We start from the raw sequence: 18,124 nt of genomic DNA on the forward strand, positions 1-18,124 counted from the left end.
CTGCCCCCTCTTCAGTAATTAAATCAATTCTTTTTCTACAAATTCCTCTGAAACGAGCAGCACCTCTTCAATGTCTTTTTCGGAGCGAATCACTGCGCCATCCGGCAGCACCATCCCATTAGGAACGATGGCATTTTCAATGACTACATGCTCCCCAATCGTCACATCCGGCATTATGACGGATGATGTAACAGTCGTATGCTTACCGACAGTCACACCTTGAAAAAGAACGGAGTGAGACACATTTCCATATACAACACAACCTTCGTTCACAAGCGAATCTTGAACCTGCGCATCAGATGAAATAAATTGCGGAGGCTGATTTGGATTGACGGAGTAAATTTTCCATTTGCGTTCAAACAGCTTCAGCTCCGAGTCCTCTTTTAACAAATCCATATTGGCTTCCCACAAGCTCTGCACTGTTCCAACATCCTTCCAATATCCCTTGAACGGATAAGCAGAAAGCTTCTTTTTCTCCTCCAAAAGCAGAGGAATAATGTCTTTGCCGAAGTCGTGGCTAGAATAAGGGTTTTGATCGTCCATCTCAAGATACTGTTTCAAAAGCGGCCAATTGAATATATAAATTCCCATTGAGGCAAGATTGCTCTTAGGGAATTTGGGCTTTTCATCAAAATGTGTGATCGTCCCATCTGGATTGGCCTTCATGATGCCGAACCGGCTTGCTTCCTCCCAGCCCACTTCGATGACAGAGATGGTCACATCTGCTTTCTTTTCAATGTGATAATCAAGCATTTTGCCGTAGTCCATTTTGTATATGTGATCTCCTGATAAAATCAGTACATACTCAGGATCATACTGATTCAAATAATTGAGATTTTCATAAATGGCGCTTGCCGTCCCTTTATACCACTTGACTTCTGATGACTCGGCATAAGGGGGTAAAACTGTCACGCCGCCATTATATCTATCCAGGTCCCATGCACTGCCGATCCCAATATAGGAATTCAGCTCAAGCGGCTGATATTGCGTTAAAATCCCGACTGTGTCTATGCCTGAATTAGAACAGTTGCTTAGGGTAAAATCAATAATCCTGTATTTTCCCCCGAAAGATACAGCCGGTTTGGCCATATTTTTTGTTAATCCGCTGAGACGGCTGCCCTTCCCGCCGGCAAGGAGCATGGCTACACATTGTTTTTTCATCTTTTTATCTCTCCTCTTTTTTTAACCGCCCGTAAAATCGAGATGCCGTAAGGGGGGATGGTCATCGTGATATAACACGGTTTATGATGAAGTGCTCCCTTTTTGGCCGATAACGGCTTTTTGTTGATTTGCCCTGAGCCTCCATATGTTTCACTGTCACTGTTAAGCACTTCAATATATTGAGTAAAAAAAGGAACTCCAACATCATATTGATGATAGACCACGGGTGTAAAATTACAAATGATGACAAGCGCCTCACCGTGCTTTTTGCCATAACGAATAAAAGAAAAGATTGATTGTTCGTCATTATGGACATCAATCCATTCAAACGATTGTGCACGATGGTCATGCTCATAAAGGATTTTGCTTTTTTGGTAAAAGCGGAGAAGATCTTGCGTAAAAACGCTGGCTTTCTGATGCATGGGGAAGGAGTCCAAAAACCAATCAAGCTGTTCTGTATCTTTCCATTCATCAAATTGAGCAAACTCTGATCCCATAAAGATCAATTTCTTTCCGGGATGCACTGTCATATAGCCCAGCAAAAGCCGATACTGGGCAAATTTCTGCCAGTAGTCGCCAGGCATTTTATTGAGAAGTGATTTTTTTCCGTATACGACTTCATCATGAGAAAACGGCAATACAAAATGTTCACTAAACGCATATAGTAATGAAAAAGAGATAAGCTGATGACAATGCCGCCTTTCTTCGGGCGGCGTCTCCATGTATTTCAGTACGTCATTCATCCATCCCATATTCCATTTATAATGAAAACCAAGCCCCCCTTCCTCAACGGCACCTGTCACTTGAGGCCATTCTGTAGAATCTTCTGCAATCATCATCACATGGGGATATGTCTCTCTCATGGTTTGATTGAGTTTTTTTAAAAAATCAACAGCATATGGATTCGTGTGGCGTTCATCCTGATTTGGCCAATACAGGATATTAGCCACTGCATCAACCCTAAATCCATCTATATGATAGAATTCCGCCCAGTACAACGCATTCGAAATTAAAAAACTATGAACTTCCGGTTTTCCCAGGTCAAAGTTTGCCGTGCCCCATAACCAGTTCTCCCGATCACGTTCTTCTTTGTATTCATAAAGCGGTTCTCCATCAAACATATAAAGGCCATGTGCATCTTTACAAAAATGTCCGGGGACCCAATCCAAAATGACTCCGATATTTTGTTGATGACATTCATCAACAAACTTCATCAGATCATGCGGCGTGCCAAACCTGCTTGTCGGGCTGTAATACCCCGTTCCTTGGTACCCCCATGAACGATCATATGGATGCTCATACACCGGAAGCAGTTCAATATGGGTAAACCCATGCTCCTTGATATAAGGGATAAGCGTCTGACTTAATTCTTTATAGGAATAATGCCTGCCATCAGAATGCTTCTTCCAAGACCCAAGATGCAGTTCATAAATGAAAACAGGTTTTTCATACAGCGTCTTAGCCTTCTGTTTCTTTTGCCATTTTTGGTCTTGCCAGCTGTACCCTTCCAAATCGTAAGTAAATGACGCTGTGTTTGGTCTGACTTCTGAATAAATAGCGTATGGATCTGCCTTCAGCCTGATCTCACCGTTATTCGTCACGATTTCATATTTATATCGTTCCTTTTCTCCTAAACCTGGAATAAATAACGTCCAAATACCACTATCATTCACTCTGTGCATCACATGCTCTTCTCCAGACCAGCTGTTAAAATCTCCAGCCACTCGTACTTCCGACGCATGAGGCGCCCACACACAGAATTCATATCCGCTTTTGCCATTCAGCTCGCGGTAATGCGAGCCAAACAGCTGATAGCTTTTAAACAGACTGCCTTCGTGAAAAAGATAAACATCATGTGCTGTCGGGCTGGCAGCGGCCATGTAATCATCCTTTCTGACATCATAGTTTTCATTTATAGTATTTATTCGAAGAAATAAAAAAAAGCCCTTTCCTGAAAGCGCTTATACTTATAGACAATTAACTTCATTTTCTGAAGAAAAACGAAATATATGGAGATAATTGTAGTCTGTTTTTAAAATAAAGAACAAAATCTAAGACATATCATGATTTATAAAACAAAAAAACCTTGCAGGATATGCAAGGCTTCTGGATGACCCGTACGGGATTCGAACCCGTGTTACCGCCGTGAAAGGGCGGTGTCTTAACCGCTTGACCAACGGGCCGATAATTATTATATCTGTAATCATATGGCGGAGAAGGAGGGATTTGAACCCTCGCGCCGCTTACACGACCTACACCCTTAGCAGGGGCGCCTCTTCAGCCACTTGAGTACTTCTCCATTTGGCTCCACAGGCAGGATTCGAACCTGCGACCGATCGGTTAACAGCCGATAGCTCTACCACTGAGCTACTGTGGAACAAAAGTCATGGTGGGCCTGAATGGACTCGAACCATCGACCTCACGCTTATCAGGCGTGCGCTCTAACCAGCTGAGCTACAGGCCCATGACGATATAGAAATGGAGCGGGTGATGGGAATCGAACCCACGACATCAGCTTGGAAGGCTGAGGTTTTACCACTAAACTACACCCGCAATTTTTATTTGGGGCGATTGATGGGAATCGAACCCACGAATGCCAGAGCCACAATCTGGTGCGTTAACCACTTCGCCACAACCGCCAAAATATATTGATAAATTGATAAATGGTGGCTCGGGACGGAATCGAACCGCCGACACACGGATTTTCAGTCCGTTGCTCTACCAACTGAGCTACCGAGCCTAAGTATTTAAATGGCGGTCCGGACGGGACTCGAACCCGCGACCTCCTGCGTGACAGGCAGGCATTCTAACCAACTGAACTACCGGACCATTTTAAAATTTGGTTGCGGGGGCAGGATTTGAACCTGCGACCTTCGGGTTATGAGCCCGACGAGCTACCGAACTGCTCCACCCCGCGATGATTAGGAATATGTATGGCGGAGGAAGAGGGATTCGAACCCCCGCGGGCTTTGACACCCCTGTCGGTTTTCAAGACCGATCCCTTCAGCCAGACTTGGGTATTCCTCCGTATAGTGGTGGACCTTGTAGGACTCGAACCTACGACCGGACGGTTATGAGCCGTCTGCTCTAACCAACTGAGCTAAAGGTCCATTGGTAGCGGCGGAGGGGATCGAACCCCCGACCTCACGGGTATGAACCGTACGCTCTAGCCAGCTGAGCTACACCGCCAAATATTTTTTAAAATCAAGTGGAGCCTAGCGGGATCGAACCGCTGACCTCCTGCGTGCAAAGCAGGCGCTCTCCCAGCTGAGCTAAGGCCCCAAGAATGGTCGGGAAGACAGGATTCGAACCTGCGACCCCATGGTCCCAAACCATGTGCTCTACCAAGCTGAGCTACTTCCCGATTTCATATAGATCATGGCGCGCCCGAGAGGAGTCGAACCCCTAACCTTTTGATCCGTAGTCAAACGCTCTATCCAATTGAGCTACGGGCGCAACACTTAATGCCGAGGGCCGGACTTGAACCGGCACGGTAGTCACCTACCGCAGGATTTTAAGTCCTGTGTGTCTGCCAATTCCACCACCCCGGCGTGGATGGTATAGTTGGAGCGGAAGACGGGATTCGAACCCGCGACCCCCACCTTGGCAAGGTGGTGTTCTACCACTGAACTACTTCCGCAGAAATGGTGCGGATGAAGGGACTTGAACCCCCACGTCTGTAAAGACACTAGAGCCTGATTCTAGCGCGTCTGCCAATTCCGCCACATCCGCAACATGTAAATGGTGAGCCATGAAGGACTCGAACCTTCGACCCTCTGATTAAAAGTCAGATGCTCTACCAACTGAGCTAATGGCTCTTCTTACAAGAGACTTGAATATTATATCATATAAAAGTGGTGCCGGCAAGAGGACTTGAACCCCCAACCTACTGATTACAAGTCAGTTGCTCTACCAATTGAGCTACACCGGCATATATGTAAAACCGATATGTATAATGAAAAATGGTGGAGGATGACGGGCTCGAACCGCCGACCCTCTGCTTGTAAGGCAGATGCTCTCCCAGCTGAGCTAATCCTCCATAATTGCACTAACGTGCAATTGCTTGGCGGCGTCCTACTCTCACAGGGGGAAACCCCCGACTACCATCGGCGCTGAAGAGCTTAACTTCCGTGTTCGGTATGGGAACGGGTGTGACCTCTTCGCTATCGCCACCAAACAAATTGAGAGTGTTCTCTCAAAACTAGATAACAGGTGTGACATCATTCAAAAATATGGTTAAGTCCTCGATCGATTAGTATCTGTCAGCTCCATGTGTCGCCACACTTCCACCTCAGACCTATCAACCTGATCATCTTTCAGGGATCTTACTTCCTTGCGGAATGGGAAATCTCATCTTGAGGGGGGCTTCATGCTTAGATGCTTTCAGCACTTATCCCGTCCGCACATAGCTACCCAGCGATGCCCTTGGCAGAACAACTGGTACACCAGCGGTGCGTCCATCCCGGTCCTCTCGTACTAAGGACAGCTCCTCTCAAATTTCCTGCGCCCGCGACGGATAGGGACCGAACTGTCTCACGACGTTCTGAACCCAGCTCGCGTACCGCTTTAATGGGCGAACAGCCCAACCCTTGGGACCGACTACAGCCCCAGGATGCGATGAGCCGACATCGAGGTGCCAAACCTCCCCGTCGATGTGGACTCTTGGGGGAGATAAGCCTGTTATCCCCGGGGTAGCTTTTATCCGTTGAGCGATGGCCCTTCCATGCGGAACCACCGGATCACTAAGCCCGACTTTCGTCCCTGCTCGACTTGTAGGTCTCGCAGTCAAGCTCCCTTGTGCCTTTACACTCTGCGAATGATTTCCAACCATTCTGAGGGAACCTTTGGGCGCCTCCGTTACCTTTTAGGAGGCGACCGCCCCAGTCAAACTGCCCACCTGACACTGTCTCCCCGCCCGATAAGGGCGGCGGGTTAGAAGGTCAATACAGCCAGGGTAGTATCCCACCGATGCCTCCACCGAAGCTGGCGCTCCGGTTTCCAAGGCTCCTACCTATCCTGTACAAGCTGTACCAACATTCAATATCAGGCTGCAGTAAAGCTCCACGGGGTCTTTCCGTCCTGTCGCGGGTAACCTGCATCTTCACAGGTACTATAATTTCACCGAGTCTCTCGTTGAGACAGTGCCCAGATCGTTGCGCCTTTCGTGCGGGTCGGAACTTACCCGACAAGGAATTTCGCTACCTTAGGACCGTTATAGTTACGGCCGCCGTTTACTGGGGCTTCAATTCGCACCTTCGCTTACGCTAAGCGCTCCTCTTAACCTTCCAGCACCGGGCAGGCGTCAGCCCCTATACTTCGCCTTACGGCTTCGCAGAGACCTGTGTTTTTGCTAAACAGTCGCCTGGGCCTATTCACTGCGGCTCTCTCGGGCTTGCACCCTAACAGAGCACCCCTTCTCCCGAAGTTACGGGGTCATTTTGCCGAGTTCCTTAACGAGAGTTCTCTCGATCACCTTAGGATTCTCTCCTCGCCTACCTGTGTCGGTTTGCGGTACGGGCACCTCTCACCTCGCTAGAGGCTTTTCTTGGCAGTGTGGAATCAGGAACTTCGCTACTATATTTCGCTCGCCATCACAGCTCAGCCTTATGGGAAACGGATTTGCCTATTTCCCAGCCTAACTGCTTGGACGCGGATATCCAATACCGCGCTTACCCTATCCTCCTGCGTCCCCCCATTGCTCAAATGGTGAGGAGGTGGTACAGGAATATCAACCTGTTGTCCATCGCCTACGCCTTTCGGCCTCGGCTTAGGTCCCGACTAACCCTGAGCGGACGAGCCTTCCTCAGGAAACCTTAGGCATTCGGTGGAGGGGATTCTCACCCCTCTTTCGCTACTCATACCGGCATTCTCACTTCTAAGCGCTCCACCAGTCCTTCCGGTCTGGCTTCACAGCCCTTAGAACGCTCTCCTACCACTGTTCGAAGAACAGTCCGCAGCTTCGGTGATACGTTTAGCCCCGGTACATTTTCGGCGCAGAGTCACTCGACCAGTGAGCTATTACGCACTCTTTAAATGGTGGCTGCTTCTAAGCCAACATCCTGGTTGTCTAAGCAACTCCACATCCTTTTCCACTTAACGTATACTTTGGGACCTTAGCTGGCGGTCTGGGCTGTTTCCCTTTCGACTACGGATCTTATCACTCGCAGTCTGACTCCCAAGGATAAGTCATTGGCATTCGGAGTTTGACTGAATTCGGTAACCCGGTAGGGGCCCCTAGTCCAATCAGTGCTCTACCTCCAAGACTCTTACCTTGAGGCTAGCCCTAAAGCTATTTCGGAGAGAACCAGCTATCTCCAGGTTCGATTGGCATTTCACCCCTACCCACACCTCATCCCCGCACTTTTCAACGTGCGTGGGTTCGGGCCTCCATTCAGTGTTACCTGAACTTCACCCTGGACATGGGTAGATCACCTGGTTTCGGGTCTACGACCACGTACTCATGCGCCCTATTCAGACTCGCTTTCGCTGCGGCTCCGCATCTTCTGCTTAACCTTGCACGGGATCGTAACTCGCCGGTTCATTCTACAAAAGGCACGCCATCACCCGTTAACGGGCTCTGACTACTTGTAGGCACACGGTTTCAGGATCTCTTTCACTCCCCTTCCGGGGTGCTTTTCACCTTTCCCTCACGGTACTGGTTCACTATCGGTCACTAGGGAGTATTTAGCCTTGGGAGATGGTCCTCCCGGATTCCGACGGAATTTCACGTGTTCCGCCGTACTCAGGATCCACTCAGGAGAGAACGAAGTTTTGACTACAGGGCTGTTACCTCCTATGGCGGGCCTTTCCAGACCTCTTCATCTACCTCGTTCCTTTGTAACTCCGTACAGAGTGTCCTACAACCCCAAGAGGCAAGCCTCTTGGTTTGGGCTAATCCCGTTTCGCTCGCCGCTACTCAGGGAATCGCATTTGCTTTCTCTTCCTCCGGGTACTTAGATGTTTCAGTTCCCCGGGTCTGCCTTCTCATATCCTATGAATTCAGATATGGATACCACTCCATTACGAGTGGTGGGTTTCCCCATTCGGAAATCTCCGGATCAAAGCTTGCTTACAGCTCCCCGAAGCATATCGGTGTTCGTCCCGTCCTTCATCGGCTCCTAGTGCCAAGGCATCCACCGTGCGCCCTTTCTAACTTAACCGTTAAAAAGAATCACTATGTGATATCTTGTATTACTAATTGAATGTGATGTCTACTGTTATCTAGTTTTCAAAGAACACGTTTCGAAGGAATGATCCTTCAAAACTAAACAAGACAGGGAACGTTCTGTTTATAAGACCCAAGGTCTTATATTCCGTATAATATCCTTAGAAAGGAGGTGATCCAGCCGCACCTTCCGATACGGCTACCTTGTTACGACTTCACCCCAATCATCTGTCCCACCTTCGGCGGCTGGCTCCTAAAAGGTTACCTCACCGACTTCGGGTGTTACAAACTCTCGTGGTGTGACGGGCGGTGTGTACAAGGCCCGGGAACGTATTCACCGCGGCATGCTGATCCGCGATTACTAGCGATTCCAGCTTCACGCAGTCGAGTTGCAGACTGCGATCCGAACTGAGAACAGATTTGTGGGATTGGCTTAACCTCGCGGTTTCGCTGCCCTTTGTTCTGTCCATTGTAGCACGTGTGTAGCCCAGGTCATAAGGGGCATGATGATTTGACGTCATCCCCACCTTCCTCCGGTTTGTCACCGGCAGTCACCTTAGAGTGCCCAACTGAATGCTGGCAACTAAGATCAAGGGTTGCGCTCGTTGCGGGACTTAACCCAACATCTCACGACACGAGCTGACGACAACCATGCACCACCTGTCACTCTGCCCCCGAAGGGGACGTCCTATCTCTAGGATTGTCAGAGGATGTCAAGACCTGGTAAGGTTCTTCGCGTTGCTTCGAATTAAACCACATGCTCCACCGCTTGTGCGGGCCCCCGTCAATTCCTTTGAGTTTCAGTCTTGCGACCGTACTCCCCAGGCGGAGTGCTTAATGCGTTAGCTGCAGCACTAAGGGGCGGAAACCCCCTAACACTTAGCACTCATCGTTTACGGCGTGGACTACCAGGGTATCTAATCCTGTTCGCTCCCCACGCTTTCGCTCCTCAGCGTCAGTTACAGACCAGAGAGTCGCCTTCGCCACTGGTGTTCCTCCACATCTCTACGCATTTCACCGCTACACGTGGAATTCCACTCTCCTCTTCTGCACTCAAGTTCCCCAGTTTCCAATGACCCTCCCCGGTTGAGCCGGGGGCTTTCACATCAGACTTAAGAAACCGCCTGCGAGCCCTTTACGCCCAATAATTCCGGACAACGCTTGCCACCTACGTATTACCGCGGCTGCTGGCACGTAGTTAGCCGTGGCTTTCTGGTTAGGTACCGTCAAGGTACCGCCCTATTCGAACGGTACTTGTTCTTCCCTAACAACAGAGCTTTACGATCCGAAAACCTTCATCACTCACGCGGCGTTGCTCCGTCAGACTTTCGTCCATTGCGGAAGATTCCCTACTGCTGCCTCCCGTAGGAGTCTGGGCCGTGTCTCAGTCCCAGTGTGGCCGATCACCCTCTCAGGTCGGCTACGCATCGTTGCCTTGGTGAGCCATTACCTCACCAACTAGCTAATGCGCCGCGGGTCCATCTGTAAGTGGTAGCCGAAGCCACCTTTTATGTTTGAACCATGCGGTTCAAACAACCATCCGGTATTAGCCCCGGTTTCCCGGAGTTATCCCAGTCTTACAGGCAGGTTACCCACGTGTTACTCACCCGTCCGCCGCTAACATCAGGGAGCAAGCTCCCATCTGTCCGCTCGACTTGCATGTATTAGGCACGCCGCCAGCGTTCGTCCTGAGCCAGGATCAAACTCTCCGATAAATGGATCACAGGTTAAGTTCACCGCATCCTGCGGCGACACCTGTGTGACCTGCGTCGTGCAGGCCCTAGTTTGACTGACTACGCACATCGCTGTGCGATTTTTAAAAACTGAATTAACAGGTACGTTTTGTCTTGTTTAGTTTTCAAAGATCATTTCGTTACTTCTCAATGAAGCATCTTTACTAAGATAACATTCAGCTTCTTTTTTGTCAACAACTTTTTTCGAGTTGTTTTGAAGCATCTAGTTTGTGTCCGCTGTGCATCAGCGACGTTTAATAATATAACACCTGTATTTATTTATTGCAATAGTTTTTTTAAAAAAATCTATAAAACAAATAAACTATAATCCTCGCCATGATTTCTAAAGCGTGTGTATCATATAAGTATCTTAAAAGAACATATACATCAGTCATATGATCTTGTTGTTTTTTTCGTTTTCTTGTATAGTAGAAACGAACTAAATACTGATGACCACAAGGGGAGCATTAAAGCTGAGAGTGAGCGGTTTCGTTCTGACCCTTTGAACCTGTTAGTTAACGCTGGCGTAGGGATGTGGCAAAGTCAAATGAATTGCAGATCGTAAAGCAGTGCGTGGAACTTTTCTCATCCTTCCGCGTGCTGCTTTTTTGTTGTCCTTTTGGTTGTCTGTCAATGGAAGGAGATAGATATGAATCAATCTAAGCAACTGGTTCGCCTTATTGAAATTGCCATTATGACAGCGGCAGCCGTTATTTTAGACATTGTCTCAGGAATGTTTCTTAGCATGCCTCAAGGAGGCTCGGTCTCCATCATGATGATTCCGATCTTTTTAATTTCGTTTCGCTGGGGTGTCAAAGCAGGTCTTACTACAGGTTTGTTGACAGGTCTAGTACAAATAGCAATCGGAAACTTGTTTGCTCAACATCCTGTACAGCTATTGTTAGATTACATTGTCGCTTTCGCAGCAATCGGCATAAGCGGCTGTTTCGCTTCTTCTGTCCGTAAAGCCGCTGTATCAAAAACAAAAGGGAAATTGATTGTTTCAGTGGTCAGCGCAGTTTTTATCGGCAGTTTGCTGCGCTATGCCGCGCATGTCATTTCAGGAGCTGTGTTTTTCGGCAGCTTTGCTCCAAAAGGAACACCGGTATGGATTTATTCTTTAACTTATAATGCGACTTACATGGTTCCTTCATTCATTATTTGTGCAATTGTCCTATGTTTATTATTTATGACAGCACCCCGTCTGCTTAAAAGTGACAAAGCGTAAAAGTAACAATCCCCCAGCGAATTCTGCTGGGGGATTGTTCGTTATCTGTTAAGAAGTGTTTTTAAAGCTGAAAGATCCGGCCAGCCAAGACCTACTTCTTTCAGCCTTACTCCGGCAATTTCAAAGTTGTCCTCCGCTACTCTTTCAGGTGAATAGGCCTGATAAAATATAATCGAGGGATTCTGCTCAATAACCCAAACAAACATACTTGAAAACCCATGTTGAAGCAAATACTCCGCTCCTTTTGCTAAGAGCGCCCTGCCTGCACCTTGCCGCTGGCGCTCTTCCACAAGATAAATAGCGTATAACTCGCCGTCATAGCCTTCTTGTTCAGAGCGAATAGGTCCAAATGAAGCAAAGCCGAATACTGAACCCATTTCGTCCTGAGCAACAAATACTCCTTTTAACGAGCGACTTTTCCATTTGTCTTCAAATTCCTTATAGTTCAGGCTGTTTAAATAATCAATCGGGATAATTTCGTGGTATGTTGTCCTCCAGCTGTCTACATGCACTTTTGCAATGTCCTTTATATCCTCTAACTTCGCTTCACGTACAGTTACCATACGGTTCTGCCCTTTCCTTACTCTGATTTTTGGACCGTTTTGGCTTCATTGATTTCATTTGTTAATTCATTAATGCTTTGTTTTACGTTTCCTTTTCCTGAAAAGTTCTCAAGCATTTCTTTTACATCAATTCCTGAGGATGCTTTTAAACTTTCTTGCAGACTTGACATTAAGTTCGTCGCATAGCTGGTTACTTTGTTTGCTCCGCTTGATTCACCGCTTCCTCCTGTATCGACAACGGTGATTTTATCAATATTTGAAAGAGGTGCCGCTGCTTGTTTCGCGTATTCCGGAAGCATTTTGACAATCATATCGAAAATCGCCGCCTGCCCGTACTGTTCAAAGGCAGCCGCAATTTTCTCTTTTGCTTCCGCTTCTGCAAGACCTTTCAGGCGGATAACCTCTGCCTCTGTCTCTCCTTTCGCTTTTTCCGCTTCTGCTTTTGCTAGCCCGTCAATTCTTACTTTTTCCGCCTCAGCCTTTGCCATTGCTTCAATACTGTACTTCTTGGCATCGGCTTCCGCGAGCTGTTTGGCTTTCTCAGCTGCTGCGGACTGCTCAACAGAATAACGGTCTGCATCGGCTTTTTTCTTTACCTCTGAGTCGTATTGACGTTCACGGCGAAGAATTTCTTTTTCTTCTAGCTCTATTTGTTTTTGGCGTTCGATAATTTTAACCTGCATTTCCTGCTCTGTGACTTGCTGGCGCGCTCTGGCAGTCTCTAAATCATATGCTTGGTCGGCATTCGCTTTTGCCGTATCTTGTTCTCTGCGGAATTCAGCCATTTTGAGCTGATTGAGTTTTTCAGCTTCAGCGATTTCCGTCGCCCGTTCAAGTTCTGATTTTTTTGCGTCTTTATCGGCTTCTGCCCGCTTAATTCGGGTTTCTTTATCAGCCTCTGCTGTTGCGATATCAGCATCGCGTTTTACTTGGGCAATTCTCGGTTTCCCTAATGATTCAAGATAACCGTTTTTATCACGAACATCTTTAATGGTAAACGAGACGATTACAAGCCCCATTTTCGCGAGATCCTGTGAAGCGACACGCTGCACCTCTTGAGAGAATTTTTCTCTGTTTTTATAGATTTCTTCTACTGTCATTGAGCCGAGAATGGAACGAAGGTGGCCTTCTAAAACCTCCCGCGCTTCCTGCTCACGGTCGTCTTTTGATTTCCCTAAAAATTGTTCGGCCGCTGTAGCGATTTCTCCTATAGAACCGCCGATTTTAATAATCGCAGTTCCATCGGCCATTACTGGCACTCCTTGTTCTGTATAGACTTCAGGTGTCGAAACATCGAGTTTGCTTGATAATAAGCTTAGCGGCTCTGCCTGCTGGAAGACGGGAAGGACAAAGGTTCCTCCGCCGCGGACGATTTTAATACGGTTGCCGCCTTCATCGACATGAACATTTTTATTGCCCAGATAGCTCCCTGTTACAATTAACGCTTCATCAGGCCCTGCTGTACGATACTTCGTAATAAACACAGCTATTAGTGCAATTAATAAAAAGAATACAACTCCGATGATCATTATAATCGGCATTGTCATATCAAATTCCTCCTTGTATGTTAAATGGGTTCATGCGGAGTAACCGAAAGAACTCCGTTGTTAATATCTACGACTAACACCGTTGTCCCGTAACTGATCTGCTGATTATCAAAACTGACCGCTGACTTTGAAATGGTCCCGCCTATCCCTTCTATGACCACTTCACCAAACCCGTCAACCGGCACAGCTGTAATCACTTTACCGAGTCTTCCTCTGAGATCATCTTCTCTATATGCCAATGATTCTTCTGCAGATGATAATGGTACCAGTACAAAGATGTGAAACAATACCACCAGCATGATTGAAAGGATGCAAGATAAAAGCGCAATCAGCAAGCTCGACAGAGGCAATACGAGTTCACCTATATATCCGCCCGCTGAAAAACATGTGAAAAATGAGAGCACTAATGTCGGATTAAGAAACGGAATGCCTTCTGGCAGCCCTGCAAATACATCTCCGAAAAACAGGAATAACAGCGTAAGGCTGCCCGCAATAATAAGCGTATAAAGATACATTGTTTGTATAGGTACTCCAAATAACTCCAATTTCCTCATCCTTTCTTCATCAATGCATTGATGAACGGCTGCCGTTACCATTTATACGAGACACCCCGGGAAAAGTTTCAAAATTTTAAGACAAATAACCCGTTTGAAGTGCTTTATAAATGATAATTGCTTATATATATGGTAATGTCATTTTAGGAGGAGATATGATGAGTATCTTTAATGAAGCCAGATTAGAAACGTGGAACGAATTGAAAGGACTTTCTGACGAAAAGCTGAACCAAAAGCCTTCTGCTGAAGAATGGAGCATACGGGAAGTTCTTGACCATTTGAAAAAAATCGATATGACCGCACAAAAAATGTTGAAGGAACGTGTAAAGGACGCTCCGATTAAAGAAATTGAAGAAAAACCGCTTGAGGTAGCACAGGACAGAAATAATAAACGGAAAGCCCCGAGTCATCTTGAGCCTGCGCATGATTTTATTTCAGGCAGCCAAATGAAACGTGAGCTTGATGTGGTAAGAGAGCAGCTGACTGCTGCGATTGCCTCTCTGAAAGAAGAAGATTTTGAAAGAGTGCTTCCGCATCCCGTGTTTCAAGAGCTGACTGTCAGACAGTGGATCGATTTTATCGGCCATCATGAAAAACGGCACCTCAGCCAAATGAAAGAAATTAAAGAAAAGATAGAAAGGGCCTGATTTAATCAGACCCTTTCTGCTTTTCGTTTGACTTTTCGCTGATAGGAATGAACTTCTATTTCATCACCTGTGTAAACAGCACCAGGTCTTTCCACAATACAGACAATCCCTCTAATGCCCAGTGCGTGGCGGACGAAAGCCGGCGCCAGCTTCGGTTGGTCCGGATAATAAGACTGAATGACTTCTCCCGGCTGGATACACGGATCATTTTCGCCCTCACACAGCAGAGCCGCTCCGCTCGGAAAAATAATCCGGCTTCCTTCTTTTAATGAAGTAAGATCTGGCATACCGCTGACTGCCACATTCGCCCCGAGCCATTCCGGCAAAATTCTCGGCACTCCCATTTTTAAAGCGATTTCGTTGCATTCCTCTATTGAAACAATTGAAATTTGTCTGCGGTTGAAAATTTCAGTCCCTCTTGAAAACATTGGTTCTCTGGCTCCCGCTTTTTTGGTCAGGCCAAAATGCAAGTCGCCGGGGATGCCGCCATAATCAAAATCAAGCTTGTCCATTTGCTTTGTTACGAAGCTTTTTGTATCTGCGATATATAAGCCTTCCGCTTTTGCAGTCATACGCTTCCACATCAGCTGGCACCTTCTTTCTTATCTAAAATTTCCACCTATGCTTCATTATCCCAAAAAATCCCGCTCTGTAAAGGAGCGGGATTTTGATTATACCGTTTTAGGCGTAAGGTTAAAGCAGCGCTTGTAGATCCAGTTGTATGCTTTTTCATTTAAATCTCTAGGGTTTCCGAAGGTTTGCGGATCTTTCATTGCTTCTTTAGACAAGCGTTCGATCATATCAGGTGATACTCCCTGCTCTTCTAAAGTCGGCACTTCTAAATCTTCGACCAGATCATACATCCAATTGACAGATGCTTTCGCAGCTTCTTCTGTTGTCATCTTGCTTGTATCAATACCGAACGCTTTCGCAATACGCGCAAACTTCTCAGGATAGCCCTTCCAGTTGTATTCCATGACAGGGCCCATCATCGCCGCTACACATTGGCCGTGAGCGACTGGGATAATACCGCCAAGCGTTTGGCTCATCGCATGAGCAGCGCCCGCTGATTCACTTCCGTAAGAAAGACCGGCAAGCATCGCAGCCTGCGCCATTCCGTACCTTGCTTCCAGATCCTCTCCATCAGCAAATGCCCTCTTGATGTAATGAGCGGCATACTCAATCGCCATTAAGGCAACCGCATCCGTGATTGGCTGTGCAAATTTCATTGTATAGCACTCAATGGCATGGGCGAGCGCATCAATTCCCGTCATAGCTGTTACATGCGGAGGCATTGAAACATGAAGCTCAGGATCAATGATTGTCAAGTGCGCTGCAATCAGCGGACCGCCCGTGTTGAATTTGAATTCTCTTTCTTCATCTGTGATAACCGCCCATTGGGTTACTTCTGATCCTGTTCCAGCTGTAGTGGGAATTGTCGTCAGCGGAGGAATGCGGTTTTCCAGCGGTTTTTTCCCATCTGCCGCTTCATAATCAAGCACGCTTCCTTCGTGAGTCGCTTCTACTCCGATTGCTTTTGCTGTATCCATGGAGCTTCCGCCTCCGACTGCCACCAAACCATTACAGTTCTCTTTTTTGTAAAGCTCAGATCCTTCATTCACCAGACGGACAGGCGGGTTTGGCTCAACTTTATTAAAGAGCACCACTTCAATGCCTGCTTCTTTAAGTGATTCGATTATAGGATCAGCAACACCGGCTTTATAAATCCCTGGGTCTGTGACAAGGAGCGCTTTTGAAACGCCCAGTGCAGCTACTTCCTCACCCGTATGCTTGATGGCTCCGATTCCATGCTTAATCACAGTCGGAATTTCAAATGTGTGGAATTTCTGCATGCTTTCTACCTTCATATTTAATGTCATCATCAATCTCCCCCTCTTATGAATTGAACCAGTTAACCGCTGCCGGTTTTGTATTACGGTATACATGTTTGACTTCTGTGTATTCTTCAAGGCCTATTTTTCCAAGCTCGCGTCCGAACCCGGATTGCTTATATCCGCCCCATGGCGCTTGTGCAAAGTACGGATGAAAATCGTTGATCCAAACGGTTCCCATTCTCAAGCGGGCTGCTACCCGTTCGCACTTTTCAATATCTTTTGACCATACCGCTCCAGCCAAGCCATAGATGGTATCATTCGCAAGCTCGATTACCTCTTCTTCAGAGCTGAAGGTTTCGACTGTCAATACAGGACCGAAAACCTCTTCCTGAACGATTCTCATGTCAGAATTACAGTTTGAGAAAATAGTAGGTTCATAGAAAAAGCCGTTTTGAAGCGCAGGATCTTCCGGGCGTTTGCCTCCTGTCTCCAGCTTCGCGCCTTCCTCTATTCCGATCTCTACATATTTTTCTACCTTTGCCCTGTGCTCCGCCGAAATAAGCGGACCGCTTTCTGTCTCAGCATGAAAACCATTTCCGAGTTTTATGCGTTTTGCCCGTTTGACCAGCTCCGCCAAAAATTGATCATGAATGGCATCCTCCACAAGCAAGCGGGAACCTGCAGAGCATACTTGGCCGGCGTGGAAAAATACAGCGTTTAAGGCCTGATCAACCGCAACTTCTAAATCCGCGTCCTTGAAAACAATATTTGGGTTTTTCCCGCCAAGTTCAAGGGCGATTTTTTTGACGTTTCCGCTTGCCGCCCGCATGATTTTTTTGCCTGTTTCAATTCCGCCCGTAAATGAAATCAAATCGACGTCTTTGTTTACGGCAAGCTCGTCGCCCACTGTGGCTCCCGGTCCAAGAACAAGATTTGCGACACCTTTTGGAACACCGGCTTCTTCCATCAGCTTAAAGACTTTGATTGTCGTCAGCGGCGTAATCTCACTCGGCTTCATGACGATTGTGTTTCCTGCAGCCAGTGCAGGGGCGATTTTCCAGCTCGCTTGAAGGAGCGGATAATTCCATGGAGTGATCTGGCCGCAAACCCCGATTGGCTCTCTAATAATTTTGCTTTCTGAATCAGGAATCGGAGATGAAATGATCTCTCCGCCATCTTTGTCTGCCAAGCCGGCGTAATATTGAAAAACATTGGCGATATCGTCCATATCGGCCTTGCTTTCTTCGAGTGTTTTTCCTGTATCAAGAGATTCAAGCTCAGCCAGCTCCTCAAGATCGCGTCTGATTAATTCCGCAATTTTCAGAACAATTCTTCCGCGTTCAAGCCCGGATAGCGAAGACCATTCTCCTTTGTCAAATGCTCTGCGTGCGGCTGCGATTGCTTTGATGGCGTCCTCTCGCCCTCCCTCGCTTACAGTTGCAATTTCTTCTTGATTAAATGGGTTGATAATACTGCGGATCTGTTCTTTTTCGGCACTGATCCATTCTCCGTCAATGAATAATGTTTGACTCATATAAGCCTCCTTGACGTAAATAAAGTTTGTTAAATAAAAATTTAATGTTTTTAACAACCTTAATCTAACATATGGTTTTTAAACTGTCAAAGTCCCATTTCGATTTTTCTTTTTGACTTTTCCTCATGTTTCGTTAAGATAAAGAACATAAAGAAAT

The 18,124-nt window shown here is 46.9% G+C and carries 10 protein-coding genes, 21 tRNA genes, 3 rRNA genes and 1 riboswitch; of the genes, 2 read left to right on the forward strand and 32 right to left on the reverse strand.

The annotated features are described in order from the left end of the window. Positions 1–18 precede the first annotated feature (18 nt). The 26 genes from NST79_RS16020 to NST79_RS16145 form a co-directional block, all read right to left on the reverse strand. Complete coding sequence (locus NST79_RS16020) at positions 19–1,161, reverse strand: glucose-1-phosphate adenylyltransferase (protein ID WP_003229018.1); 1,143 nt, start codon at positions 1,159–1,161, stop codon at positions 19–21. Continuing rightward, entirely contained in the window at positions 1,158–3,041 is a 1,884-nt protein-coding gene (glgB, locus tag NST79_RS16025) for a 1,4-alpha-glucan branching enzyme (RefSeq protein WP_212059404.1), read from the reverse strand. The genes NST79_RS16020 and glgB overlap by 4 nt, the downstream gene beginning before the upstream one ends. A 231-nt stretch (positions 3,042–3,272) precedes the next feature. Beyond that, positions 3,273–3,344: transfer RNA gene (locus NST79_RS16030), tRNA-Glu, on the reverse strand. Positions 3,345–3,369: 25 nt separating this feature from the next. Further along, positions 3,370–3,460 (reverse strand) — tRNA-Ser (locus NST79_RS16035). A 3-nt stretch (positions 3,461–3,463) separates the two neighbouring features. Then, a tRNA-Asn gene (locus tag NST79_RS16040) sits at positions 3,464–3,538 on the reverse strand. Positions 3,539–3,548: 10 nt separating this feature from the next. Further along, a tRNA-Ile gene (locus NST79_RS16045) sits at positions 3,549–3,625 on the reverse strand. A gap of 15 nt (positions 3,626–3,640) precedes the next feature. After that, positions 3,641–3,714: transfer RNA gene (locus tag NST79_RS16050), tRNA-Gly, on the reverse strand. A 10-nt stretch (positions 3,715–3,724) separates the two neighbouring features. After that, positions 3,725–3,800: transfer RNA gene (locus NST79_RS16055), tRNA-His, on the reverse strand. Positions 3,801–3,825: 25 nt separating this feature from the next. Next, a tRNA-Phe gene (locus NST79_RS16060) sits at positions 3,826–3,901 on the reverse strand. Positions 3,902–3,913: 12 nt separating this feature from the next. After that, positions 3,914–3,990 (reverse strand) — tRNA-Asp (locus NST79_RS16065). Positions 3,991–4,001: 11 nt separating this feature from the next. Then, positions 4,002–4,078: transfer RNA gene (locus NST79_RS16070), tRNA-Met, on the reverse strand. Positions 4,079–4,095: 17 nt separating this feature from the next. After that, positions 4,096–4,188, reverse strand: a tRNA-Ser gene (locus tag NST79_RS16075). Between the two features lie 6 nt (positions 4,189–4,194). Further along, a tRNA-Ile gene (locus NST79_RS16080) sits at positions 4,195–4,271 on the reverse strand. 2 nt (positions 4,272–4,273) lie between these two features. Next, a tRNA-Met gene (locus NST79_RS16085) sits at positions 4,274–4,350 on the reverse strand. Positions 4,351–4,370: 20 nt separating this feature from the next. Further along, positions 4,371–4,443: transfer RNA gene (locus NST79_RS16090), tRNA-Ala, on the reverse strand. 5 nt (positions 4,444–4,448) lie between these two features. Further along, positions 4,449–4,525, reverse strand: a tRNA-Pro gene (locus NST79_RS16095). A gap of 15 nt (positions 4,526–4,540) precedes the next feature. Further along, a tRNA-Arg gene (locus NST79_RS16100) sits at positions 4,541–4,617 on the reverse strand. Between the two features lie 9 nt (positions 4,618–4,626). Beyond that, a tRNA-Leu gene (locus tag NST79_RS16105) sits at positions 4,627–4,712 on the reverse strand. Positions 4,713–4,726: 14 nt separating this feature from the next. After that, positions 4,727–4,801 (reverse strand) — tRNA-Gly (locus NST79_RS16110). Positions 4,802–4,806: 5 nt separating this feature from the next. Continuing rightward, positions 4,807–4,893 (reverse strand) — tRNA-Leu (locus NST79_RS16115). A gap of 10 nt (positions 4,894–4,903) precedes the next feature. Then, a tRNA-Lys gene (locus tag NST79_RS16120) sits at positions 4,904–4,979 on the reverse strand. A gap of 37 nt (positions 4,980–5,016) precedes the next feature. Beyond that, positions 5,017–5,092: transfer RNA gene (locus NST79_RS16125), tRNA-Thr, on the reverse strand. A 32-nt stretch (positions 5,093–5,124) separates the two neighbouring features. After that, a tRNA-Val gene (locus NST79_RS16130) sits at positions 5,125–5,200 on the reverse strand. A gap of 22 nt (positions 5,201–5,222) precedes the next feature. Continuing rightward, positions 5,223–5,338: ribosomal RNA gene (rrf, locus tag NST79_RS16135) — 5S ribosomal RNA — on the reverse strand. A gap of 55 nt (positions 5,339–5,393) precedes the next feature. After that, positions 5,394–8,321, reverse strand: a 23S ribosomal RNA gene (locus tag NST79_RS16140). A 170-nt stretch (positions 8,322–8,491) separates the two neighbouring features. Then, positions 8,492–10,041, reverse strand: a 16S ribosomal RNA gene (locus tag NST79_RS16145). Together the 16S, 23S and 5S rRNA genes with 21 tRNA genes alongside form the textbook arrangement of a ribosomal RNA operon. Before the next feature lie 466 nt (positions 10,042–10,507). Then, positions 10,508–10,609, forward strand: a riboswitch (TPP riboswitch). A gap of 99 nt (positions 10,610–10,708) precedes the next feature. Between NST79_RS16145 and thiT the strand changes: the two genes are divergently transcribed. Next, entirely contained in the window at positions 10,709–11,287 is a 579-nt protein-coding gene (gene thiT, locus NST79_RS16150; RefSeq protein ID WP_003228966.1) for an energy-coupled thiamine transporter ThiT, read from the forward strand. 41 nt (positions 11,288–11,328) lie between these two features. Here the strand turns inward: thiT and NST79_RS16155 are convergent, their stop codons facing one another. The 3 genes from NST79_RS16155 to NST79_RS16165 are packed head-to-tail and all read right to left on the reverse strand — an operon-like array spanning position 11,329 to position 13,942. Next, positions 11,329–11,850: a GNAT family N-acetyltransferase gene (locus NST79_RS16155; RefSeq protein WP_192857937.1), complete on the reverse strand. Its 522-nt coding sequence runs from the start codon at positions 11,848–11,850 to the stop codon at positions 11,329–11,331. Positions 11,851–11,867: 17 nt separating this feature from the next. Beyond that, positions 11,868–13,397, reverse strand: coding sequence for a flotillin lipid rafts scaffold protein FloT (gene floT / locus NST79_RS16160; protein WP_167408394.1), 1,530 nt, complete (start codon positions 13,395–13,397; stop codon positions 11,868–11,870). 20 nt (positions 13,398–13,417) lie between these two features. After that, positions 13,418–13,942 carry an NfeD family protein gene (locus NST79_RS16165; protein ID WP_212059029.1) on the reverse strand — a complete coding sequence of 175 codons (525 nt, stop codon included), beginning with the start codon at positions 13,940–13,942 and terminating at the stop codon, positions 13,418–13,420. A gap of 167 nt (positions 13,943–14,109) precedes the next feature. On the opposite strand from NST79_RS16165, the gene NST79_RS16170 reads away from it, so the two are divergent. Further along, complete coding sequence (locus NST79_RS16170) at positions 14,110–14,598, forward strand: DinB family protein (RefSeq protein WP_003242867.1); 489 nt, start codon at positions 14,110–14,112, stop codon at positions 14,596–14,598. Between the two features lie 5 nt (positions 14,599–14,603). On the opposite strand, the gene NST79_RS16175 is transcribed toward NST79_RS16170, so the two are convergent. From NST79_RS16175 to betB, 3 genes are all read right to left on the reverse strand, one after another. Next, on the reverse strand, positions 14,604–15,182 hold the full coding sequence (locus tag NST79_RS16175; RefSeq protein WP_003228953.1) for an MOSC domain-containing protein: 579 nt from the start codon (positions 15,180–15,182) through the stop codon (positions 14,604–14,606). An 87-nt stretch (positions 15,183–15,269) separates the two neighbouring features. Beyond that, a complete protein-coding gene (gene gbsB, locus NST79_RS16180) occupies positions 15,270–16,478 on the reverse strand; it encodes an iron-containing alcohol dehydrogenase (protein ID WP_212059031.1) in 1,209 nt (402 codons plus the stop codon). Positions 16,479–16,494: 16 nt separating this feature from the next. After that, positions 16,495–17,967, reverse strand: a complete 1,473-nt coding sequence (gene betB, locus NST79_RS16185) for a betaine-aldehyde dehydrogenase (RefSeq protein ID WP_212059027.1) — start codon at positions 17,965–17,967, stop codon at positions 16,495–16,497. Positions 17,968–18,124: the final 157 nt, after the last annotated feature.

Source organism: Bacillus sp. PS196, from assembly GCF_037963555.1.
Classification (GTDB): Bacteria; Bacillota; Bacilli; order Bacillales; family Bacillaceae; genus Bacillus; species Bacillus subtilis.